Origin of the sequence: Novosphingobium sp. SG751A (assembly GCF_013149295.1) — a bacterium.
Lineage (GTDB): Bacteria > Pseudomonadota > Alphaproteobacteria > Sphingomonadales > Sphingomonadaceae > Novosphingobium.
Window position 1 is genome coordinate 166,926 of sequence record NZ_JABGCB010000011.1, and the last position, 22,179, is coordinate 189,104.

A 22,179-nucleotide genomic window follows, 5' to 3' on the forward strand; every position below is an offset into this window, starting at 1 on the left:
CATTTTAGAGTAGGGGCGCAGCCCATGAGTGACAAGCTGACAAAAATTCCCGAATCTCCCAAGGTTGGCATGGTCAGCCTCGGCTGCCCCAAGGCGCTGGTCGACAGCGAACGCATCCTGACCCGCCTGCGTGCCGATGGCTATGCGTTTGCGCCCGATTATGTCGGGGCGGACGTGGTGCTGGTCAACACCTGCGGCTTTCTCGATTCGGCCAAGGAGGAATCTCTGGCTGCAATCGGCGAGGCGATTGCCGAAAATGGCCGCGTGATCGTGACCGGCTGTATGGGCAATGAGGCCGAGGTGATCCGCGCGCGTTTTCCCGATGTGCTGGCCGTGACCGGCGCGCATCAGTATGAACAGGTGGTCGATGCCGTGCACGAGGCCGCCCCGCCCACGCGCGGGCCTTTCGTCGATCTGATCCCAGCCGGCGCCGATGGCGAAGTCAAGCTGACCCCGCGCCACTATTCCTATCTCAAGATTTCAGAGGGTTGCAACCATTCCTGCTCCTTCTGCATCATCCCGCAACTGCGCGGCAAACTGGCCAGCCGCCGCATCGACGCGGTGCTGCGCGAGGCTGAAAAGCTGGTGGCCGCGGGGACCAAGGAACTGCTGGTCATCTCGCAGGACACCTCGGCCTATGGCGTGGATATTCGCCATGAAAGCCGCACGTGGAAGGACCGCGAGGTCCGCGCCCACATGACCGATCTGGCCCGCGAACTGGGGCAGCTTCGCACCCCCGAGGGCGAGGCCCCGTGGGTGCGTCTGCATTATGTCTATCCCTATCCGCATGTCGATGATGTCATCCCGCTGATGGCGCAGGGGCTGATCACGCCCTATCTCGACATTCCCTTCCAGCACGCCGCGCCCAATGTGCTGCGCGCGATGAAGCGTCCCGCCAACGAAGCGCGGGTTCTCGAACGCATCAAGAAGTGGCGCGAGATCTGCCCCGATCTGGCGATTCGCTCGTCCTTCGTGGTCGGCTTCCCCGGCGAGACGGAGGAGGATTTCCAATATCTGCTCGACTGGCTGGACGAAGCGCAATTGGACCGTGTGGGCGCTTTCCGATTTGAGCCGGTTGAGGGCGCCACCGCCAATGACCTGCCCGGCGCGGTGCCCGAAGCGGTCAAGGAGGAGCGTTTCGCCCGCCTGATGGAAAAGACCGAGGCGATCAGCGCCGCGCGGCTTCAGGCCAAGGTGGGCCGCGTGATTCGCGTCATCATCGACGAAGTGGGCGAACCCGACGAAGACGGCGACATGGGCGCCACCGGCCGCAGCCAGGCCGATGCCCCAGAGATCGACGGACAGGTGCTTTTGCGCGATGTGCCGCAGGATCTGAAGTCGGGCGACATCGTTGATGTTCTGATCGAAGATGCTGATGCGCATGACCTTTTTGGGGTGATTGCATAGCAGTCAACTGTTTCGTTGCACTTTATGCAATCATATACGCAGTTTTCGCAATTGCAATAGTCAGCGTTGTCAGGCTTAAGGAGCGGGCCTTTTAGGCATCCTCTCCCAAAACTTCCAAAGCCCGGCTCCGGCCGGGTTTTTTTTGCCCGCAATCCGTAGCCCTCATTGGATTCTGGCAAGATTTGCACAGTTTTGCCCTTTTTCCCGCCTTGCCGCGCCGTGCCAGTCTGCTTACCCCTGTGGACATGGATGAATCAGCTTCTCCCTCGCCCCGCATCTTCACCGCTGCGCTGGTGGTGATTGGCGACGAAATCCTTTCCGGCCGCACGCAGGACAAGAATATTGCCCAAATCGCGAGCTGGTTGGGGGTTCAGGGCATCCGCCTGCGCGAAGTACGCGTGGTGGCCGACGATACGGACGCGATTGTCGAGGCGGTCAACAGCTTGCGCGTGCGCAACGACTATCTCTTCACCACCGGCGGCATCGGCCCGACGCATGATGACATCACGGTGGATGCGATTGCGCAGGCTCTGGGCGTACCGGTGGTGGTCCACCCCGAGGCGCGCCAGATTCTGGCTGATTACTATGCCTCGCGCGGCAGCGAATTGACCGAGATGCGCCTGCGCATGGCCCGCGTTCCCGAGGGGGCGGGGCTCATTCCCAACCGCTATTCGGGCGCACCTGGCATCCATTGGGGCAATATTTATATCATGGCGGGCGTGCCGATGATTACGGCGGGCATGCTTGATGCGCTCACCGGATCGCTGGAGGGCGGCCTGCCGGTGCTGGCCGAAACGGTCGGCTGCTGGGTAGGCGAGAGCGAGGTGGTGCAATTGCTGGCCCAGACTGAAAAGGACCATGTGGGCGTCTCGATCGGCTCCTATCCCTTTTTTCGCGATGGGCGCACGGGCTCGAATTTCGTGATCCGGTCGACCGATGCCGAGCAACTGGCCGCCTGCGTCACGGCTCTGTCGGCGGCGCTGGAGGCGATGGGGCGCGATCCGGTGCTGGGCGGGATCTGATGCTTCTGGCGCTGCTGCTGGCCCATGCCGGGGCGCTTTCGGCGTTTGAGGCCACACTGTCCGCGCAGGACAGCGCGACCGCCGCGCTGGGCCAATGGTGCGGCGCGCAGCATCTGGCCGATCCGGCGCGGATAACAGCCGCGCAGGTCAAGGGCGAGGACACCATGCCACCGCCCGATCTGGACGAGACGCTCAAGCTGCCAGAGGATCAGGAACCGGCCTATCGCCATGTTCGCCTGTCCTGCGGCGCCAAGGTTCTGTCCGAGGCGCATAATTGGTATGCGCGCCAAAGGCTGACCCCGGCGATGAACCAGACGCTGGACACCACCGACACACCTTTTGGCAAGGTGGCGGGCCCGCTGGGCTTTACCCGCGAAAGGCTGGGGGCGGTGCGCGGGGCGGCGCCCGGTTGCCCGCGTGATACCGTGCTGTCGCATCGCGCGCTGCTGCGCCTGCCCGATGGTTCGCCGCTGGCGCTGGTGCTCGAATGCTATACGCCTGCGGTAATCGGTAAATAGCGCAGCTTGCAGAATTGTCCTTTCCCGCTTACCTTTAGCTGATGATTGAAGCGCAATCCCTTGCCGGACGCCTGCTGCTGGCCATGCCCGGCATGCCTGATCCGCGCTTTGAAGAAGCGGTGCTGGCGCTGTGCATGCATGACAAGGATGGCGCGCTGGGCATTGGCGTGGGCCAGGTGCTCGAAGGCGTCACGCTGCACAATCTGCTCGATGATCTCAATATTCCGACCGGGATGGCCCCCGATTGCGAAGTGCATCACGGCGGCCCGGTCGAGCCCCAACGCGGCTTTGTCCTGCACAGCCCAGACTGGAAGGGCGAAGGCACGCTGCTGGTCAGCGATCAGTGGAGCCTGACGGGCAGCCGCGACATTCTGGCCGCGATTGCCGAAGGGCGCGGACCGGCGCGCTGGCTGGTCGCGCTGGGTTATGCCGGATGGGGCGAGGCGCAGTTGGACGCCGAAATGCGCCAGCATGGCTGGTATGCCGCCGAAGGGCGCGGCGCGATCCTGTTCAACCATCCGGTTGAGGCGCGATGGAGCGCGGCATGGCGGGCCGAGGGGATCGACCCAGCCCATCTGACCAATGTCACCGGGCAGGCATAGGGTTTGCGCCTTGCGTCAACCGTGTTATATTCATAATACACGAGATCTGAGCAAAGAGGATAGTCATGGCGAGCACGCTTGAAAGCCCGGCAATCACGCTGACCCCGCCCGATCCGGTGCCGGTGGTGGCGCCTGCGCAGGCCGCGGGCCTTGTCCCGCTGGCCGCCGAACAGAAGAGCAAGCTGGATGAAAAGGTCGACAGCTTCATCGCCGATCTGATCGCGCAGGACACCAATTCGCCCGAATTCGGCAAGCGTGTGGACCAGTTGACCAGCATGGGCCGCAAGGAAATCGCGGCGGCCTCGGGCATGTCGAACCGCTTTCTCGACCGGCCTGTGCGCGCGATGGACAAGGATCAGGGCGTGGGCGCCAATCTGATCGAATTGCGCCGCACGGTCGAGGCGCTCGATCCGGCCAAGGCGGGCAAATTGTCGCCGGGCAAGAAGCTGTTCGGCCTCATCCCCTTTGGCAATTCGATGCAGAAATACTTCGACGGCTATGTGTCGAGCCAGGGCCATATCAAGGCGATCCTCGACAAGCTGGCCAGCGGCAAGGACGAGCTGTTGATGGACAATGCCGCCATCGACGTCGAGCGCGCCAAGCTGTGGGAGGCGATGGGAAATCTGGAACAGATGATCCATATCTCCAAGAAGCTGGACGAGAAGATCGAGGACAAGGCGGGCGACCTGGACGCCACCGATCCGGCCAAGGCCAAGGCTTTGCGCGAATCCGCCCTGTTCTACACGCGCCAGCGCACGCAGGATCTGCTCACGCAAATGGCCGTGACGGTGCAGGGCTATCTGGCGCTCGATCTGGTCAAGAAGAACAATGTCGAACTGGTCAAGGGCGTGGACCGCGCCGGCACGACCACGGTGGCGGCGTTGCGCACGGCGGTGACCGTGGCGCAGGCGATGACCAACCAGCGCCTTGTGCTGCAACAAATCACGGCGCTCAATGAAACCACCGCCAATATCATCGATTCGACCAGCACCCTGCTGAAAGAACAGACCGGCCAGATCCACCAGCAGGCCGCCGCCAGCACGATCCCCGTCGAAACCCTGCAACGCGCGTTCCAGAACATCTATGACACGATGGACACGATCGACACGTTCAAGGTGAAGGCGCTCGATTCGATGAAGCAGACCGTCAACACGCTGTCGGCCGAGGTCGAAAAGTCGAAGGGCTATATCGCCCGCGCGCAGGGCCAGTCCTCGGCGCAGGTGGCCCATGACGGCCCCTCGCTGCTCAGCCTTGAAGGATAAGCATGGCCGCCAATAGCAATAATGGCGGTTCCGCCCATAACAGCGACGCCATTCTGGCCGCCGCACGCGCCTCGCTCAACGATCAGCGGGCGGGCGGGCGGCGCATCGCCACGGGCAAGCCCATCGGCCAGCGTTCGGCCGCGCTGCGCCGCAGCGGGCAAAAGCGCAAGGCCGCCGCGCTGGTGCTCAGTATGGTGGTGGCGATCATGCTGGTCAATCTGGTGATCGGCCTGCTCTCCGGCATTGTGCATCTGCTGGGCTGGCTGTCCTATGGCGCGGTGGCGGCGGTGCTGGTGGCGGTGATCTGGATGCTGATGCGCAACCGCGCGGTGCCTGTGCCCAGCCTTGAAACGCTGCGCGCCGCGCCTGCGCGCCAGTTGGTGGGGCAAACGCAGGTCTGGCTGGAAGCGCAGCGGGCCGCCCTGCCCGCCCCGGCGCTCGATCTGGTCGGGCGGATCGGCGGACAACTGGATGGGCTGGCGCTGCAGCTTGACCGGGTGGATGAAAATGCGCCCGCCGTGGGGCAGGTCCGGCAATTGGTGGGCGAACATCTGCCCGCACTGGTCAACGCCTATACCGCTGTGCCGCCTTCGCTGCGCGGACAGGCCCATGCCGGCAGCAGCCCGGATCAGCAATTGAGCGAGAGCCTGACCCGGCTGAGCGGGGAGCTGGACAGCGTGACGCGCCAACTGGCCGAGGGCAAGCTGGACGCGCTGGCGATCCAGAACCGGTTTATCGATTATAAATATGGCGATACGCCAGAAGGTTAATCCCGGCGCGCGCTCAGCCAGGGCAACCAACGCAGCGCCGCAAACAGCACGAAGGGCCAGAACCAAGTGGCGAGCATATCGCCCTTGGTGTCTTGCCATGACCAGAGCGTGCGAAAGAAATAATCGTAGAGCTCATTAAGGGTCTCTGCCGCGATCACCGCGATCAGCGGCCAGCGCGAGGCCAAAGGCCGCCGCAGCACCACCCCCGCCGCCAGCCAGATCGCCAGACCGACATAGGTGTGGACGATCTTGTCGGCCTGCGTGGGCGCGAAAGTGTCCACGATCCAGTCCATCAGGCGGCCATAATCAGCGATATGCAGCATGAGCCTTCTATGCTGCGCCGCACAACGGACGTCCAGTCAATTCTGGCCCGTAAAGGAAAAGGGCCGGAAAAGGTTTCCCCTTCCCGACCCTTGCTTCCCGTCCGTCCTAAGACGAAGCAGATCAGCCGTCGATGGAATTAACCACCGTGAACTTCGGCCAGATCCACCTTGATGCCCGGACCCTGCGAGGTCGACAGGCCGATCTTACGGACATACTTGCCCTTGGCGCCAGCCGGCTTCGCCTTGACGATGGCGTCAACGAAAGCGTCGAAGTTGGCGCGCAGAGCTTCGTCCGAGAACGAGAGCTTGCCGATGCCGCCGTGGATGATACCGGCCTTTTCGACGCGGAATTCGATCTGACCGCCCTTGGCAGCCTTGACCGCTTCAGCAACGTTCGGTGTCACGGTGCCCAGCTTGGGGTTCGGCATCAGGCCCTTGGGACCCAGCAGCTTGCCCAGACGGCCCACGATGCCCATCATGTCGGGCGTGGCGATCACGCGACCGTAGTCGAGATTGCCAGCCTGCATGTCTTCGAGCAGGTCTTCAGCGCCAACGCGATCGGCACCAGCAGCCAGAGCCGCTTCAGCCTTGTCGCCACGTGCGAACACGGCGACCTTCACGTCCTTGCCGGTACCCGAGGGCAGCGTGACCATCCCGCGGACCATCTGGTCGGCGTGGCGGGGGTCAACGCCCAGGTTCAGCGAGATTTCGAGCGTTTCGTCATACTTGGCGCTCTTGAGTTCGCGCAGCAGCGCGATGGCATCGTTGATGCCGTGCAGATTCTGGTTGTCGCCCAGCTTTTCGACGAGCGACTTCTGCTTCTTGGTCAGCTTGGCCATGTCTTAGCCCTCCACAACCTGAATGCCCATGGCGCGGGCCGAACCGGCGATGATCTTGACAGCAGCGTCCAGATCGTTGGCGTTCAGGTCCTTCATCTTGGCCTGAGCGATGTCAGCGAGCTGAGCGGTGGTGATCGTGCCAGCCGAATCCTTGCCCGGAGCCTTCGAACCCGACTTCAGGCCCAGCGCCTTCTTGATGAAGAAGGTGGCGGGCGGGGTCTTGGTCACGAACGAGAACGACTTGTCCGAATAGACCGTGATCACGGTGGGCAGCGGGGTGCCGGGCTCTACGCCCTGGGTGGCCGCGTTGAATTCCTTACAGAAACCCATGATGTTGACGCCGCGCTGACCCAGAGCCGGGCCGATCGGCGGGCTGGGCTTGGCTTGGCCGGCTGCGATCTGCAGCTTGATGTAACCGTCAATTTTCTTGGCCACGATGGCCTCCTTTCATCCTGTACGAGCCGGCGGGCCGACCCTTCAGATCAAGCGGTCGAACGGCGCCCGAAGGCCCCTCCCGCGCGGAAATACCGAAAGAATCGGGCAAGCCCGCCTCATTCGGCAAGCGGTGGCCCATACAGCTTTGTCGGGTAATTGCAAGCGGGGCTGCGCCTCAGCCTTCAAAAAGCCCCGCCGTGCGCATCAGCAGCCCGGCCACGCGCTGCTCCACGTCCGCATCGAAACGTACCGATGGCACCGCCACGGCAAAGGCGCCGATCACCTCGCCGTCCGCCATCGCCGCACAGGCCAGACCCTCGATACCCACCGAATATTCGCTGCCGGTGCGGCCATAGCCGCGCTCACGCGTGCGGGCGATCTCGCGGCGCAGGTCCGCCGCGCTCACCAGCGTGGCCTCGGTAAAACTCTCGCGTCGGCTCTCGCGCAGGTAGCGTTCGACCTCTGCATCCGGCATCGCGGCCAAAATCGCCTTGCCCGCCGCCAGCCCATGCAAAGGCGCCCGCGCGCCCACGGCAATTGCATAGCGCAGCGCATGTTCGCTGCTCTCGGTCACCAGCGTCTGCAATTGCCAGCCATCGCGGACAAAGAACGAGGCCGTTTCGTTCAATTGCACCCGCAGAGCGCGCACCAGCGGGGCCACCCGGTCCTCAAGGCTAGGCTCGGACCGGGCCTGCAAACGCTGCAATCCCGGACCCGGCAGATAATTGCGCCCGGCGCGCGCCAGATAGCCGCGCTCGACCAAGGTGGCGAGCAGATAGGACAGGCTGGAGACCGGAATCGCCAGCGCCCCGGCGATTTCCTGCGCCACGGCGGGGCCACCCCGCGCCACGACATATTCGATAATGTCGAGTGTGCGCATTGCCGATTTGACATGCGAGGTGGAAGTTCCAGCGTCAGCCATGCCCCCTCCTATAGCCGCCTTGGCCCCCTGTAAAAGCCCTGTTACGCAAAAGCCCTGGTCAGACCCGCGCCCCGGCGATATCGGCGCCTTCACGCAGAGACCGCAGCTTTTTCCACGTCACATCCGGGTCAATCTTGCCATAACCGGCAAAGGTGCCAAACCCGCAGTCGGTGCTGGCCACCACGCGCTCGGCTCCCACGATCCCGGCAAAACGCTCGATGCGCTGGGCGATCAGTTCGGGATGTTCGACATAGTTCGAACAGGTGTCGATCAGGCCCGGCGCAAGGATCTTGTGATCGGGGATCTTGGCATCGGCCCAGACCTTCCACTCATGCTCGTGGCGCGGATTGGCCGCCTCGAACAGGATGGTGGCGGGGCGGGCTTTCAGGATGATATCGACCACGCGTTCCAGCGGAATGTCATGGTCATGCGGGCCTTCATAATTGCCCCAACAGATATGCATCCGCATCCGTTCAGGGGGAATATTGGCGGTCGCAGCGTTCAAGGCGGCGACATTCTCCTCGGCCACCTTCAGGAATTCGGCCTCGCTCAGGTCCTGATAGCCGGTGTGGCGGCTCATCGCCAGATCGGGGCAGTCGAGTTGCAGATAGAAGCCTTCATCGACGATGGTTTCATATTCGGTCCGCATCGCCTCGGCCAGATCGGCAAGGTAGGCTTCGTGGCTGGGGTAATATTTGTTGACCTGAAACGCGGTGATCAGGCCCGGCGAGGCGGCGTTCATGAAAGCCTGCGTGCCCTCGCGGCCCTCTTGCGCCAGCGCCGCCTTGAACCGACGGATGTCCTCATGCAACGGTTCCAGATTGACCAGCTTGATCGGCCCGACGCAGCTTGCCCGCACGAAATCCTGACTGCCCATCATCGCCGACAGCTTCTTCACCAGCGCCGGATGCTCGGCCAGATCGAGCGCGGATTTGCGGTCCACATGGCCGCCAAACCCGCTCAGACGCTCGATCATATAGGTCGAATAGCCGATCTTGCCGATCTCGCCATCCGAGACGATATCGACCCCGCATTCTACCTGATGGCGCACCGCCTCCTTCACCGCGGCCGAAACCTTGGCGTCAAACTCCGCCGGATCATAGGCCTCCCCCCGGTCGCGCGCGATCAGCAGCGGCGTCAGGTTCTCCCCACGCGGCATGGAGCCAACATGGGTGGTGCGGATATGGGGCATGTGTCCTCTCCTGTGACGGGCTTTTGCGTTCTCCTATATGAAATTATCGGATGGGTGAAGAAGGAAGTGTGCCTCCGGCGGGTTAAGGGTGGGAGCCCTTAACAATCCCGTTTTGGGGTGGTGCGAGGGGTTCATAGGTGGGATGGACTTCTAAAGCCTGCGGCGCGGCGAACACATCGCTTTCCGCGCCGCAGGCTTTCAAATTTCAAGGGTGCGCTCGACACCCAAGGCCAAACCCAAAGCGCAACGCAGACAGTAATGGGAGCGCGAGGGACTAGTCCCTCGCATCATCTCTTCTCTTCAAAACCCTACCCCATCACCACCACCGGCTTGACCACCGCCCCGCTTTCCCCGGCCTCAATCGCCTCATTGATCTGCTCGAACGGAAACACCCCGATCAGTCGATCATAGGGAAACCGCCCCGCCAGATGATGCTCGATCAGCTCGGGCAGGAAGCCGAACAGGTCCGAATCCCCGCCAAGGATGCCCTTGACCGTGCGCCCACCACCCATAAAGGCGGTTTCGTTGAAGGACAGCATGGCGGTGGGATCGCTGGCCCCGACGATGCCCAGCACGCCGCGCGGGGCAAGGAGGTTGAAGGCCCTCTCGATGATGCTGGCAAGGCCGGTGTTGTCGAAGGCATAGGCCAGCCCTTGGGGGCATAGCGCAGCGATCTTGCCGAACGGATCATCGCGCCCGTTGATCGCATGAGTCGCCCCCAATTCCAGCGCCAGCGCGCGGCGGTTTTCGTGCAGGTCCACCGCAATGATCGGATCGGCCCCGGCAATTTTCGCCGCCATCACCGCGGCTAGCCCCACCGCGCCTGCGCCAAAGATGGCAATCGGCATGCCCGCGCGCACCTTCATGCTGCGTAGCACCGCGCCTGCCCCGGTCATCATCCCGCAGCCCAGCGGCGCAAGGCGCTCCAAAGGCACCTCACCCGCGCTGTCGGGCACGCGCACCACATTGCGCGCCGTGGCCAAGGCATAGGTGGCAAAGCTGCTTTGCCCAAAGAAATTGCCATGCACCGGCTCCTCGCCCGCATGCAGGGTAAAGCTGCCGTCAGCCCGCGCACCGGCAAAATTATGCGGAAAGAAATTGTAGCAATAGGTCGGCGCATGATCGTGACAGCATGGGCATGTGCCGCAGGAGTTAAAGCTCATCAGCACCCGGTCGCCCGGCTTCACATGAGTCACGTCCGCGCCCACCGCCTCGACGATGCCCGCCCCTTCATGGCCCAGCACCACCGGCATGGGCGTGGGCAATTGCTGATCGCGCACGGCAAGGTCGGTGTGGCAAATGCCCGAGCCGACGATCCGCACCAACACCTCGTCATCGCGCGGATCATCAAGGCGCAACGTCTCGAGCGTCAAAGCACCATGGGGCTGACGGCAAACGGCAGCGGTAATTTCAGGCATAATGGCTCCCTTAAAGCGCGATAACGACCTTGCCGAACAGATCGGGCGAGGATTGATAGGCGAAGGCATCCTTGACCTGGGCCATCGGGAATACCCGATCGACCACCGGCCTGATGCGATTGCTATCGATAAAAGCATTCAGCTCCAAGGCCATCGCTTTCGACCCGACGAAAATACCGCGCAGGCTGGCGCCCTTCATCATCAACCCATGGGGGCTGGTATCGCCCTCGCGGGTCAACACGCCGATCAGCGCGATTTCGCCGCCAAAGCCCACCGCCGCGATGGATTGGGCCAGCGTGCCCGCCCCGCCCACTTCGACCACATGTTCAAAGCCGCCATTGGTATGGGTGGCCGCCTGCGCGCCCCATTGCGGGACCTCGCGGTAATTGACCGTGGCGTCCGCACCCAGCGCCGCCACGCGCTCCTGCTTGCCCGCGCTGCCGCTGGTGGCCACCACGCGCGCGCCCGCCGCCTTGGCGATCTGCAACGCCATCAGAGACACGCCGCCGGTGCCCAGCACCAGCACATTGTCGCCCGCCTGCACAGGGCGCGGCCCGCCCATCAAGGCATTCCACGCCGTCACCCCGGCGCAGGGCAGACAGGCCGCTTCCTCAAAGCTGAGCGTGCGGGCGATGCGGATCACCCCTTGCGCGGGCAGTACGACATATTCGGCCAGCATACCATTGGCCCCGCTGGCCCCCAGCGCAGGCCCCACGCCCGGATTGGGCGGCCCTTCGAGCCAGTGCTGAAAAAAGATCCCCGCCACCCGGTCGCCCAGCGCCAGATCATGCACCCCGTCGCCCAGCCCGACGATCTCGCCCGCGCCATCGGAAAAGGGCACGATATCCTCGGCCACCGGCCCGCCGATATAGACGCCGCGCACGATCGCCTGATCACGGAAATTGAGCGAGCAGGCCCGCACCCGGATCAACACCTCGCCCCAGCCGGGGCGCGGCACATCGCGTTCGACCAGATGCAGGTCATCGAGGCTGGTCGCCCCTTTGCGCAGAACCCATGCCTTCATAGCGTCCTCCTCCGATGCTGCTTGCCCCCGCTCTGCCGGGGTGTAATTTGTATGTAATACATATTTCTTGCTTTGATATTCGCAACCATGAAGTTATCACATGGACGACAAAGATTCACAGAGTCCCAAGACTCGTTTCTCCGGGAGAGTACCATGGCTGAAGCAACCCTCGCAGACCTTGCCGCGCGCCTTGAGCGCGTTGAGCACGATCTGGCCATTCAACAAGATATCCACCAGATCCGCCGTATCCAGTACACCTATGGCTTCTTCATTGATAAATCACAATATAATGAAGTGGTCGACCTCTTCTCCGATGAAGGCGAAGTGTGGTTCCTTGGCGGGATTTACAAGGGCAAGGCCGGGGTCCGCCGCCTCTATATCGAGCGGTTCCAGACCAATTTCACCCAAGGCCATAACGGCCCGCGCTATGGCTGGCTGCTCGACCATCCCCAGCTGCAGATGGTGATCGACGTATCGCCCGACCGCAAGACCGCCCATGTGCGCGGCCGCTCGATGATGCAGGCGGGCCTGCACGAAAGCGCCGAGGGCAACCAGCGCGCATGGTGGGAAGGCGGCCTCTATGAAAACGAATATATCCGCGAGGCCAATGAGGCGGGCGAACTGGTCTGGAAGATCAAGGCGCTGCGCTACTATCCCTTCTGGCACGGCACCTTCGCCGATGGCTGGGCCAAGACCCCCATCGACTATATCCCGATGACCAAGACGCTCTTCCCCGAAGATCCGCTCGGCCCCGATGCGCTGGTCGATCCCCTGCCCCGCCTGTGGCCCGCCACCGATACGGTGCCTTTCCACTATCCCCACCCCGTGACCGGCGCGCCCATCGTGCTGGATAATTCGCGGGCGCGGGAAGGGTTCAAGGACTAAGAAGGGGTTTATGCGAGGGTCTAGACCCTCGCGCTCCCATTACTGTCCTCGTTGCGCATGGATTTGGGCGTTTTGTGCCGGACGCTATGCTTGAAATTGAAAGCCTGCGGCGCGGATAGGGCTGCGCTCGCCGCACCGCAGGCTTTAAACCCCAATCACCCCAACATGCCCCCGAAACACCACCCCATAATGGGATTGCAAAGGGACAAGTCCCTTTGCCCGCCGGAGGCAAACCCTGCTAAAGCTCATCCCTATGACCGACCTTGACCGCCTGCTTGCCGAACACGCCATTGCCCGCCTCATCACACGCTACGTCCACCTCAACGACGCTGGCCGCTGGGAAGACCTTGCCGCGCTTTACACGCAGGACGGCCGCATGAACCGCCCCACCGCGCCCGACAGTTTCACGACCGGGCGCGAGGCTATTCTGGCCGCGTTTCAGGCCCGCCCGCCGCGCGCAAGTCGGCATATCGTGGCCAATATCGTGGTGGACGTCGCCGATGATGGGCAAAGCGCGGATGCCTATAGCCAGCTCCTGCTCTTCACCGGCGAGGCGGACGGCGCAGGCTTACCCATGCAGTCGCCCAAGCCGCCTTTGGTAGGCAGCTATCAGGACCGTCTGGTGCTGGAATCGGGCGCATGGAAATTTGCCGAGCGGCGCGGCAGCCTGGATTTCCGCCAAGCCTAAAGCAGGTTCGCAGGTCCAAAGGCCAAAGGCAGCAATTCCGACAGCTTCATTTCCGCCACGCCATCGGCCGATGCGCTCCACACCACCGGGTCGGTGTCGCCCAGTTGCGCCAGTTCGTTGAGCACCTGACGGCAGCGCCCGCAAGGCGTGACCGGTCCCGGTCCGGGTTGGGCCACGCCATCCTCGCCCGGCGTGCCGCCGATCACCGCCACGGCCACCAGTCCGCCGCGCACGCCATCGGCCATCGCCCGCGACACGGCCACCGTTTCCGCGCAGAGCGCCAGCCCATAGGAGGCATTCTCAACATTGGCGCCGGTCACCACGCTGCCATCGGCAAAGCCCAGCGCCGCGCCGACATGAAAGGCCGAATAGGGCGCATAGGCAAGGGCAGAAGCCGCGCGGGCAGCAGCGATCAGAGTGTCACGATCATGGGTCATCCGCTATTTTACCTCTGCACCACAACCCAACGCAAGGGCTGCTCGGCCGCCGAGGTTTGCAAGCCCGAATTGGCCGTCCACAGCGCCCATGGCCGCCCGCCATAATCGGGCTGCACCCGGTCCGCACTCAGCCACAGCGCGCGGTCGAGCGTGGCGGCGATGGGATAGGTCTTTTCAAATTCACGCCCCAGTTTCAGCACCGCAGGCTTGCCCGTATGCGTCTCGATCTGGTTGAGGAAGGTCATCAGCTCGCTGACCACAGCGGCGTCCGAGACCGGCACCGGGCAATGATCGGCCAGTTGTTCCAGTTCAACCGCAGGGGGCAGCATCTTCTTGTCGCGCGGGACCACGGTGACGAAATTGGCGGCCTGCTTGTCGGCGGGCTGGCACGGATCATATTTGTGCAGCGCCCCCCATGGCAGGCCCGCGCTGCGCGCTGCGTCCAGATTTTTCACCACGGCGGGATCGCGTGCAAAGGCGCTGGCCGAGGCCTCGATATAGACGAAATTGGCGCCGATTGCCTTCAATGCGACAAAATCCACCGGCCCATCCGCGCTGCCCACCAGCGCACCCTGCGTCGGGAAAGTGGTGCGGTCGGGCTGCCAGTGGCGCATGCTCCACCAAGCCCAGACCCCGCCCATGATGCCCAGCAGCGCCACCACCGCCAACAGGCGCCAGAGAAGCGAAGGGCGCCCGCTACGGCCTTTGCCGCGCGGACGGGTTTTGGTTTTTGCCATGTTATTCAACGTTCTTTGTGATGGCCCGTCCGCATGAAACGCGAATCGTCATCAGGCCTTGATATGCAGTACGCAAATCAGCGTAAACAACCGGCGCGCCGTGGGGAAGTCGGTTTCCACCTTGCCCTCCAGCCTTTCGAGCAGAAGTTCGGCGGCATGGTTGTGGACCCCGCGCCGGGCCATGTCGATCGTCTCGATTTCTTTGGCCGAAGCCTTGCGGATGGCCTGATAATAGCTCTCGCAAATGGCGAAATATTCGCGAATCGAGCGGCGGAAGCGCCCCATCCCCAGCATGATCGTTTCAAGCAGCTCGCCCTCATGCCCCTCGCGCCCGTCGCTGATCTCCATCGACAGGCGGCCGTCATGCACGGCCAAGCGTACCGCATAGGGGCCATGATAGCCCGAATCCCAGATCCGCAAGGGCTTGAAAACATTGTCCTCGATCAGATCGAACACCGCCACGCGCCGCTCCTGCTCGATGTCGTCATTGCGACGCAGAATCGTCGTTTCATCCAGGTCGATGCTGGAAATGCGCGCAGAGGGCGCAACGGGAGGCAGGTTGGACAGCATAAGACTGCCTCATTTCGCAAATGCGAGGGGCGCAGGCAAGGGGGTGCAAGGAACTATGGTGCAAACCCTGATGGCCCCATGGTGCAAACCTTAAAGACGGACCAATCCCCATTATCCACAGGGTCGTTTGCAACACACCCCATTGCGCCGCCCCGCCGCTGGGCGCATGAGGGCCCATCCATGGCACAATCCGACACCCATCTCGCTCCGGCTATGCCGTTTTCGCCCGCCAATGATTCCGGCGCGCGCGCGCAAGCGCTGCCCGCCAATATCGAGGCCGAGGCAGCCTTTCTGGGCGCCATCCTGATCGACAATCGCGTGGTCGAAGAACTGGCCAAGCCCTTGTCGCCCACGCATTTCTTCGAACCCGTCCATGGGCGGATCTTTGAGCGCATCCTGCAATTGCTCGACCGCAAGGCGGTGGTCACGCCGGTCACGCTCAAGCCCTATTTCGAGAGCGACGAGGCGTTGAAAGCGCTGGGCGGCACGGCCTATCTGGGCCGCCTGACCGCCGATGGTCAGGGGCTGATCGCGCCGCGCGTGCTGGCCGAACAGATTTACGATCTGGCGCTGCTGCGCGAACTGGTGCGCGTGGGACGCGATCTGGTGCAGGGCGCGATGGACACCAGCGAATCGGTCGAGCCGCTCGAACAGATCGAGGCCGCCGAGGCCGCGCTCTATAAGGTGGCCGATGGCGCGGGCGGCGCGAATGAGGCCAAGAGCTTTGCCGAGGCCACCCGCACCGCTATTTCGGGCATCGAAAAGGCGTTCAATTCGGGCGGCCATGTCGCGGGCAAGACCACGGGCCTCGATTCGGTCAACCAGCGGATCGGCGGCCTGCATGATTCCGACCTTATCATTCTGGCCGGCCGTCCGGGCATGGGCAAAACCTCGCTGGCCACCAACATCGCATTCAACGCGGCCAATCGCCTGCTGACCGACCGCGAGCTGGGCCTTGATCCGTCCAAGAGCATCGGCGCGGCGACCGCCTTTTTCAGCCTCGAAATGAGCGCGGATCAGTTGGCCACGCGTATCCTTGCCGAGCAATCGGGCATTTCCTCCTCAGCGCTGCGTATGGGCAAGATCAGCCGCGAGGATTTTCAGGCGCTGTCTTTCGCCAGCCAGCGTTTGAGCCAGTTGCCGCTGTATATTGACGACACGCCGGGCCTGACGATTGCAGGCCTGCGCGCGCGGGCGCGCCGTTTGAAGCGGCGCCATGACATTGGCCTGGTCATCGTCGACTATTTGCAATTGCTTCAGGGCAGCGGGCGGGCCACCGACAATCGTGTGAACGAAATCTCGGAAATTTCGCGCGGTCTCAAGACCTTGGCCAAGGAACTGCATGTTCCCGTGATCGCCCTGTCGCAGCTTTCGCGCGCCGTCGAACAGCGCGAGGACAAGCGGCCTCAGCTTTCCGACCTTCGCGAATCGGGCTCGATCGAACAGGACGCCGATATGGTCTGGTTCGTGTTCCGCGAGGATTATTACGTCAAGGGCCGCGAGCCCAAGGAGCCCGGCCCCACCGATCCGCCCGCCGTGGTCGAAGCCCATGCCAAGTGGCAGGAGGAAATGGAGCGCGTCTTCGGCCTTGCCGAGCTGATCATCGCCAAGCAGCGCCATGGCGCCACCGGCAAGGTCCGCATGCGGTTCGAAGCCAAGATCACCAAGTTCAGCGATCTGGCGCCCGAGGAACTGGCCAATTATTCCTATGATCTGGAGGAGTGAGGAAACCCGATCCTCACGAATCCTTGACTTTCGCCGCTTTGCCGCCTAGGCGCCAAGGTTCGCTGGAATTTCCCTATTCAAGACGGAGTGCCCATGGCGCGCGTAACCGTTGAAGATTGTGTCGACAAGATCCCCAACCGCTTCGATCTCGTGCTGCTGGCTGCCCAGCGCGCGCGTGAAATTTCGGGCGGTGCGGAACTGACGATCGAACGCGATCGTGACAAAAACCCGGTGGTGGCCCTGCGCGAAATCGCAGAGGAAACCGTCCGTCCCAAGATCCTCAAGGAATCGCTCATCACCTCGATGCAGCGCGTCCTGCCCGACGATGACGATGATGTCGATGACATCGGTTCGCTCTCGCAATCGGCCGAAGCGCTGCGCATCACCGCGGCTGCTCCGGTGCGTAACACCTCGCTCGGCGGGGATTACGACGGCTGATTTCATCGCATCGCAATGGCTACAAAAGGCCTCGGATAAGCTTCGGCTTTTCCGGGGCCTTTTGGCATTTTTCGCGCTTGCAATATCGGAGGTACTGCAACACACATATAGGGTAATCCCTAGGATTTAGGACGAGATGACAACGCAGTCTTTCAAAGCACGTCTGCGCTGGATCCTGCCGCTTGCGCTGGTTGCCGGGCTTGGCGGGGCCGAACTGGCGGGGCGCGCGCTGGGCTTCGGCCGCCCGCTGCTCTATCGCGCCGCCGCCTCGGGCTATGAGCCGACGCCGGGTCAAAGCGTGCATCGGTTCAGCAATCATGTGACCATCAACGATCTGGGGATGCGCGGTCCGGCGACCGGCGCAACGCCCCGCACCGGAACAAAGCGCGTGCTGCTGCTGGGCGATTCGGTGGCCTTTGGCACGACGATGACCGATGATGGCAAGACCATTTCTGCCTTGACCCAGGCCGCCTTGGGGCCCCGCCCGATTGAGATGATCAATGCCTCGGCCGGTGGCTGGGCATTGGAAAACGAGCGGCGATGGCTGGGCGCGCATGGCGCATTCGGCGCGGATCTGGTCGTGCTCGAAGTGAACCAGAGCGATCTGACGCAGGGTTTTGCGCCCGCCTCGATGCTGGACGTCAATGCCAATTTCCCCAGCCGCAATCCCCCCGGCGCGCTTTATGAAATCGTCACGCGCTATCTGGCCCCACGGCTGCATCTGACCAAAGCTGCCTTTGACCCCGGCTCAACCGCAGAAAACGGCATCGCACCGGAGGCCGAAATTCAGGCCACCGTCCAGTCCATCCGCGCGATGGCGATGGCATCGGGGGCCAAGTTCATGATCCTTTACTGGGACATGCGCGACCCCACCACCACCGCGCCCGACCGGCGCGAACGACTCTTCGCATGGGCGCGGGCCAATGGCGTGGTCGTCGTGCGCCCGCAACTGGCCCAGCGCCCCGATGCCGACAAGCTGTTCATCGATGCCGCCCACCCCAATGCGGCGGGCAATGCGTTGATCGCCAAGGCGCTGGTCGGCCCGGTGCTGGAGCAATTACGCTAACCGTATAAAGAAAAGGCCCCGCCGTTGCCGACGGGGCCTCCCCTCCATTCCGTGATGCCGGGGCTTAGGCCCCTTGCGGCGAAATCCCGCCCAGACCGCTGGCCAAGCCGCTCGAACGACCCGCGCGCGGCACGCTGGTGCCCCGGATCGCGGCGGGCAGCGGCACCCCGCTGGGCGCTTCGGGGCGGTCGATCTTGCCGGTATCCACCACCTGCTTGATCTCGTCGCCGGTCAGCGTTTCATATTCCAGCAACGCCTGCGCCAGCATGTGCAGCTTGTCGATCTGCGCCTTGAGCAGGTCGGTGGCGCGCACATGGGCATTATCGACGAGGGTGCGGATCTCGCTGTCGATCAACTTGTTGGTCTCATCCGAGGCAAACAGACGCTGGCTGGCGCCCATGCCCAGATAGCCCTCGTTCTGATCCTCGTATTGCAACGGCCCCAACTTGTCGCTCATGCCCCATTTGGTGACCATGTTGCGCGCCAGGCCCGTGGCATATTGGATATCGCCGCTCGCACCGCTCGACACCTTGTCATAGCCGAAGATCAGCTCTTCTGCCACGCGCCCGCCCATGGCGACCGAGAGGTTCGCGTGCATCTTGTCGCGGTGATAGGAATAGGAATCACGCTCCGGCAGACGCATCACCATGCCCAAGGCGCGGCCGCGCGGGATGATCGTCGCCTTGTGGATCGGATCGCTGGCCGGTTCATTCACCGAAACCAGAGCATGGCCCGCCTCGTGATAGGCGGTCATCTTTTTCTCTTCCTCGGTCATGACCATGCTGCGACGCTCGGCGCCCATCATGACCTTGTCCTTGGCGTCCTCGAACTCCTGCATCGCCACCAGACGCTTGTTGCGCCGGGCCGCCAGCAGCGCGGCCTCATTGACCAGATTGGCCAGATCCGCGCCTGCAAAGCCCGGCGTGCCGCGCGCAATCACGCGGGGCTGAACGTCGGGTGCCAGAGGAACTTTCTTCATATGCACGGCGAGGATCTTTTCACGGCCCTCAATATCGGGCACCGGCACCACGACCTGACGGTCGAAACGGCCCGGACGCAGCAGCGCGGGGTCAAGCACGTCGGGGCGGTTGGTCGCGGCGATGATGATGATGCCATCATTGCCTTCAAACCCGTCCATCTCGACCAGCAACTGGTTCAGCGTCTGCTCGCGCTCGTCGTTCGAATTGCCAAGGCCATTGCCGCGGCTGCGGCCCACCGCGTCGATTTCGTCGATGAAGACGATGCAGGGCGCGTTCTTCTTGGCCTGTTCGAACATGTCGCGCACGCGGCTTGCGCCCACGCCCACGAACATTTCGACGAAATCCGAACCCGAAATGGTGAAGAAGGGCACGCCCGCCTCACCCGCAATCGCGCGGGCCAGCAGCGTCTTGCCCGTGCCCGGCGAACCGACCAGCAACGCGCCCTTGGGGATCTTGCCGCCAAGCTTGGAAAACCGGCCCGGATCGCGCAGAAACTCGACGATTTCTTCCAGTTCCTCGCGCGCCTCGTCAATGCCGGCCACATCGGCAAAGGTCACGCGCCCCTGCTTTTCGGTCAGCATCTTGGCCTTGCTCTTGCCAAAGCCCATGGCGCCGCCGCCGCCGCCCTTCTGCATCTGGCGCATGGCGAGGAAACCCACCGCGACGATCAGCAGGAAAGGCAGAGCCTGAAGCAGGATATAGAGCAGCACGTTGGGCTCTTCGGGCGCCTTGCCCTGATATTTCACGTTATTCTGGGCCAAAAGTGGCGCCAGCGTCACGTCATTGGGAATGGGAACGGTGCTGTAGGCCTCGCCGTTCTTGAACTTGCCGGTGATACGCTGTTCGCCCACCTGCGCGTCATAGACGCTGCCCTCGGCGACCTTGGCGCGGAATTCGGAATAGGGGATCGCCTGCGCGCCAATGTCATTGCGCGCGCTGAACAGCGATACGGCGAAGAACAGGGCGAGGAAGATCCCCCCCCATACCAAAAGGCTCTTCGTCCAGGGGTTTCCATTGGGCTGTTCGTCATTCATCGAGGGGCGCGTCCTTTCACACCCATGTAATGTAGGGCGGCGGGGCTGAATCGCAAGTTAGGGATGGTGTATATTCCGATCGAGTTTGCCGATCAGAAGCGATTATCCCCGCGAAAGCAGATAGACCGCGTGCTCCGCGCGCCAATTGGCCATCGCGGGGCTGATCAGGCTGTCGCCGTTGAGATACCACGCGCCCTCCACCTTCAGCCCGCGCTGGGCCACCAGGTCGCGGAAATCGGCGATGGTCAGGTGGTGAATGTTGGGCGTCTCAAACCAACCCACCGGCAAGAGCCGAGTCACCGGCATCCGCCCGCGCCACAGCAAGTCGCTGCGCACCCGCCAATGGCCGAAATTGGGAAAGGAAACAAAGGCCCGCCGCCCGATCCTCAGCAATTCCTCCAGCACCATGTCGGGCCGCTTGGTGGTCTGAAGCGTCTGGCTCAGGATCGCATAATCGAAACTGGCGTCGGGATAGAGCGCCAGATCAGTGTCTGCGTCGCCCTGGATGGCCGAAAGCCCCTGCCCCACGCATTCGGCGACATTATGCGGGTCGATCTCCAGCCCGCGCACATCGCAGCCCCGCTCATCACGAAGCGCCGCCATCAGCGTGCCGTCGCCGCAGCCCACATCCAGCACTTTCGCGCCTGCCGCCACATGCCCGGCGATCACCGCCAGATCGGGGCGCAATGTTGCCATAATCCGGTTCATCGGCTCAAAAATCCCGTAATCACCCGGTCGAGCGCGGGCACATCGAGCAGGAAGCTGTCATGCCCATAGGGCGCGGCCAGTTCCATGAAAGACACCGGTGCCCCGGCGGCATTGACCGCATGGGCAATCTTGCGCGATTCGGCGGTGGGATAGAGCCAGTCGGTGTCGAAACTGACCACGCAGAAACGCGCCGTGACCCCGGCAAAGGCCTCGGACAGGCGGGCGGTGTGGCCCACGCCGAAACGCTCGTCCACCACGTCGAAATAGCTCATCGCGCGGGTGATATAGAGATAGGAATTGGCGTCGAACCGGCCGGTAAAGCTGCTGCCCTGATAGCGCAGATAGCTCTCCACCTGAAAATCCGCGCCAAAGCCGAAACTCTTGGCGTCGCGGTCCTGAAGCCGCCGCCCGAATTTTTCCGACAGCGTTTCTTCCGACAGATAGGTGATATGCGCGGCCATCCGCGCCACCGCCAGCCCGGCATCGGGCGCGCGGCCGGTGTTGTAATAGGCCCCGCCCTGCCAGTCGGGATCGGCCATGATCGCCTGCCGCCCCACTTCCTGAAAGGCGATGTTCTGCACCGGCATCACCGCCGTGGTCGCCAGCAGCAGCACCCGCGCCACCCTTTCGGGCCAGTGGATGGAGAGCGAGAGCGCCTGCATCCCCCCCATCGAGCCGCCCACGACCGCATAGAGCCGCTCCACCCCCAGATGGTCGAGCAGCGCCATAGCTCCACGCACCATGTCGCGGATGGTGATGACGGGGAAACGCAAACCATAGGGCTGGCCATCGGGGGCAAGGCTGCCCGGCCCGGTCGTCCCCATGCAGGAACCCAGCACATTGGGACAGATCACATAGAAGCGATCCGTGTCGATCGGCTTGCCCGGCCCCACCATCTTGCTCCACCATCCCGGCTTGCCGGTGATGGGATGCGGGCTGGCAACATATTGGTCGCCCGTGGTGGCGTGGCAGATCAGGATCGCATTGTCGCGCGCGGCGTTAAGCGCGCCATAGGTTTCAAACGCGATCCTTACGCCTTCAAGGCTCTGTCCGCCATCCAGAGGCAGCGGATCGGGCAGGTCATAGGTCTGCGAACTGGGCGTAAAGAGGCTGGCCATTATGCGCGTTGAATTGGGGGCTGATGCGCGGGAAGTCAACGGCAAGTCCATGCGTCACC

The 22,179-nt window shown here is 63.1% G+C and carries 24 protein-coding genes; 11 read left to right on the forward strand and 13 right to left on the reverse strand.

The window, feature by feature from the left end; genetic code table 11:
* The first annotated feature begins 24 nt into the window (after positions 1 to 24).
* The 6 genes from rimO to FHW96_RS16190 all read left to right on the forward strand — a co-directional run bounded on the left by rimO (position 25) and on the right by FHW96_RS16190 (position 5,581).
* Positions 25 to 1,407 (forward strand): 30S ribosomal protein S12 methylthiotransferase RimO, encoded by a 1,383-nt coding sequence (gene rimO, locus FHW96_RS16165; protein WP_172341604.1) that lies wholly within the window; start codon positions 25 to 27, stop codon positions 1,405 to 1,407.
* Between the two features lie 245 nt (positions 1,408 to 1,652).
* Positions 1,653 to 2,429, forward strand: a complete 777-nt coding sequence (locus FHW96_RS16170; protein WP_172341605.1) for a molybdopterin-binding protein — start codon at positions 1,653 to 1,655, stop codon at positions 2,427 to 2,429.
* Entirely contained in the window at positions 2,429 to 2,947 is a 519-nt protein-coding gene (locus tag FHW96_RS16175) for a hypothetical protein (RefSeq protein ID WP_172341606.1), read from the forward strand. The genes FHW96_RS16170 and FHW96_RS16175 overlap by 1 nt, the downstream gene beginning before the upstream one ends.
* 41 nt (positions 2,948 to 2,988) lie before the next feature.
* Complete coding sequence (locus FHW96_RS16180; protein WP_172341607.1) at positions 2,989 to 3,549, forward strand: YqgE/AlgH family protein; 561 nt, start codon at positions 2,989 to 2,991, stop codon at positions 3,547 to 3,549.
* A 65-nt stretch (positions 3,550 to 3,614) separates the two neighbouring features.
* Complete coding sequence (locus FHW96_RS16185; RefSeq protein ID WP_172341608.1) at positions 3,615 to 4,811, forward strand: toxic anion resistance protein; 1,197 nt, start codon at positions 3,615 to 3,617, stop codon at positions 4,809 to 4,811.
* 2 nt (positions 4,812 to 4,813) lie between these two features.
* The gene (locus tag FHW96_RS16190) at positions 4,814 to 5,581 is read left to right on the forward strand and encodes a hypothetical protein (protein ID WP_172341609.1); all 768 of its coding nucleotides are present in this window, start codon (positions 4,814 to 4,816) and stop codon (positions 5,579 to 5,581) included.
* Here the strand turns inward: FHW96_RS16190 and FHW96_RS16195 are convergent.
* The 7 genes from FHW96_RS16195 to FHW96_RS16225 form a co-directional block, all read right to left on the reverse strand.
* Positions 5,578 to 5,904, reverse strand: a complete 327-nt coding sequence (locus tag FHW96_RS16195) for a hypothetical protein (protein WP_172341610.1) — start codon at positions 5,902 to 5,904, stop codon at positions 5,578 to 5,580. The genes FHW96_RS16190 and FHW96_RS16195 overlap by 4 nt on opposite strands.
* A gap of 137 nt (positions 5,905 to 6,041) precedes the next feature.
* Complete coding sequence (gene rplA / locus FHW96_RS16200) at positions 6,042 to 6,743, reverse strand: 50S ribosomal protein L1 (protein WP_172341611.1); 702 nt, start codon at positions 6,741 to 6,743, stop codon at positions 6,042 to 6,044.
* A gap of 3 nt (positions 6,744 to 6,746) precedes the next feature.
* Positions 6,747 to 7,178: a 50S ribosomal protein L11 gene (gene rplK / locus FHW96_RS16205; RefSeq protein WP_172341612.1), complete on the reverse strand. Its 432-nt coding sequence runs from the start codon at positions 7,176 to 7,178 to the stop codon at positions 6,747 to 6,749.
* Positions 7,179 to 7,353: 175 nt separating this feature from the next.
* Positions 7,354 to 8,100 (reverse strand): IclR family transcriptional regulator, encoded by a 747-nt coding sequence (locus FHW96_RS16210; RefSeq protein ID WP_253951009.1) that lies wholly within the window; start codon positions 8,098 to 8,100, stop codon positions 7,354 to 7,356.
* Between the two features lie 58 nt (positions 8,101 to 8,158).
* Positions 8,159 to 9,292, reverse strand: a complete 1,134-nt coding sequence (locus tag FHW96_RS16215) for a cobalamin-independent methionine synthase II family protein (RefSeq protein ID WP_172341613.1) — start codon at positions 9,290 to 9,292, stop codon at positions 8,159 to 8,161.
* Between the two features lie 308 nt (positions 9,293 to 9,600).
* Entirely contained in the window at positions 9,601 to 10,710 is a 1,110-nt protein-coding gene (locus FHW96_RS16220) for an NAD(P)-dependent alcohol dehydrogenase (RefSeq protein ID WP_172341614.1), read from the reverse strand.
* A 10-nt stretch (positions 10,711 to 10,720) separates the two neighbouring features.
* Complete coding sequence (locus FHW96_RS16225; RefSeq protein WP_172341615.1) at positions 10,721 to 11,734, reverse strand: NAD(P)-dependent alcohol dehydrogenase; 1,014 nt, start codon at positions 11,732 to 11,734, stop codon at positions 10,721 to 10,723.
* Positions 11,735 to 11,887: 153 nt separating this feature from the next.
* Between FHW96_RS16225 and FHW96_RS16230 the strand changes: the two genes are divergently transcribed.
* Complete coding sequence (locus FHW96_RS16230; protein ID WP_172341616.1) at positions 11,888 to 12,619, forward strand: nuclear transport factor 2 family protein; 732 nt, start codon at positions 11,888 to 11,890, stop codon at positions 12,617 to 12,619.
* Positions 12,620 to 12,872: 253 nt separating this feature from the next.
* On the forward strand, positions 12,873 to 13,307 hold the full coding sequence (locus tag FHW96_RS16235) for a nuclear transport factor 2 family protein (RefSeq protein ID WP_172341617.1): 435 nt from the start codon (positions 12,873 to 12,875) through the stop codon (positions 13,305 to 13,307).
* Here the strand turns inward: FHW96_RS16235 and FHW96_RS16240 are convergent.
* Genes FHW96_RS16240 through FHW96_RS16250 form a run of 3 tightly spaced genes read right to left on the reverse strand, consistent with a single transcriptional unit; the run spans position 13,304 to position 15,051 of the window.
* Positions 13,304 to 13,744: a cytidine deaminase gene (locus tag FHW96_RS16240; RefSeq protein WP_172341618.1), complete on the reverse strand. Its 441-nt coding sequence runs from the start codon at positions 13,742 to 13,744 to the stop codon at positions 13,304 to 13,306. The genes FHW96_RS16235 and FHW96_RS16240 overlap by 4 nt on opposite strands.
* A gap of 8 nt (positions 13,745 to 13,752) precedes the next feature.
* Positions 13,753 to 14,481 carry a glycoside hydrolase family 25 protein gene (locus FHW96_RS16245; protein ID WP_172341619.1) on the reverse strand — a complete coding sequence of 243 codons (729 nt, stop codon included), beginning with the start codon at positions 14,479 to 14,481 and terminating at the stop codon, positions 13,753 to 13,755.
* Between the two features lie 51 nt (positions 14,482 to 14,532).
* The gene (locus FHW96_RS16250) at positions 14,533 to 15,051 is read right to left on the reverse strand and encodes a UPF0262 family protein (RefSeq protein WP_172341620.1); all 519 of its coding nucleotides are present in this window, start codon (positions 15,049 to 15,051) and stop codon (positions 14,533 to 14,535) included.
* Positions 15,052 to 15,264: 213 nt separating this feature from the next.
* Between FHW96_RS16250 and FHW96_RS16255 the strand changes: the two genes are divergently transcribed.
* The 3 genes from FHW96_RS16255 to FHW96_RS16265 all read left to right on the forward strand — a co-directional run bounded on the left by FHW96_RS16255 (position 15,265) and on the right by FHW96_RS16265 (position 18,280).
* Positions 15,265 to 16,776, forward strand: coding sequence for a replicative DNA helicase (locus FHW96_RS16255; protein ID WP_172341667.1), 1,512 nt, complete (start codon positions 15,265 to 15,267; stop codon positions 16,774 to 16,776).
* 93 nt (positions 16,777 to 16,869) lie between these two features.
* Positions 16,870 to 17,214 (forward strand): DNA-directed RNA polymerase subunit omega, encoded by a 345-nt coding sequence (gene rpoZ / locus FHW96_RS16260; protein ID WP_172341621.1) that lies wholly within the window; start codon positions 16,870 to 16,872, stop codon positions 17,212 to 17,214.
* Between the two features lie 136 nt (positions 17,215 to 17,350).
* Positions 17,351 to 18,280 (forward strand): SGNH/GDSL hydrolase family protein, encoded by a 930-nt coding sequence (locus FHW96_RS16265; protein WP_172341622.1) that lies wholly within the window; start codon positions 17,351 to 17,353, stop codon positions 18,278 to 18,280.
* A 64-nt stretch (positions 18,281 to 18,344) separates the two neighbouring features.
* On the opposite strand, the gene ftsH is transcribed toward FHW96_RS16265, so the two are convergent.
* The 3 genes from ftsH to FHW96_RS16280 all read right to left on the reverse strand — a co-directional run bounded on the left by ftsH (position 18,345) and on the right by FHW96_RS16280 (position 22,120).
* Complete coding sequence (gene ftsH / locus FHW96_RS16270) at positions 18,345 to 20,294, reverse strand: ATP-dependent zinc metalloprotease FtsH (protein WP_172341623.1); 1,950 nt, start codon at positions 20,292 to 20,294, stop codon at positions 18,345 to 18,347.
* Positions 20,295 to 20,396: 102 nt separating this feature from the next.
* Positions 20,397 to 21,002 carry a methionine biosynthesis protein MetW gene (gene metW / locus FHW96_RS16275; protein ID WP_172341624.1) on the reverse strand — a complete coding sequence of 202 codons (606 nt, stop codon included), beginning with the start codon at positions 21,000 to 21,002 and terminating at the stop codon, positions 20,397 to 20,399.
* Entirely contained in the window at positions 20,999 to 22,120 is a 1,122-nt protein-coding gene (locus FHW96_RS16280; protein WP_172341625.1) for a homoserine O-acetyltransferase, read from the reverse strand. The genes metW and FHW96_RS16280 overlap by 4 nt, the downstream gene beginning before the upstream one ends.
* Between the last annotated feature and the right edge of the window lie 59 nt (positions 22,121 to 22,179).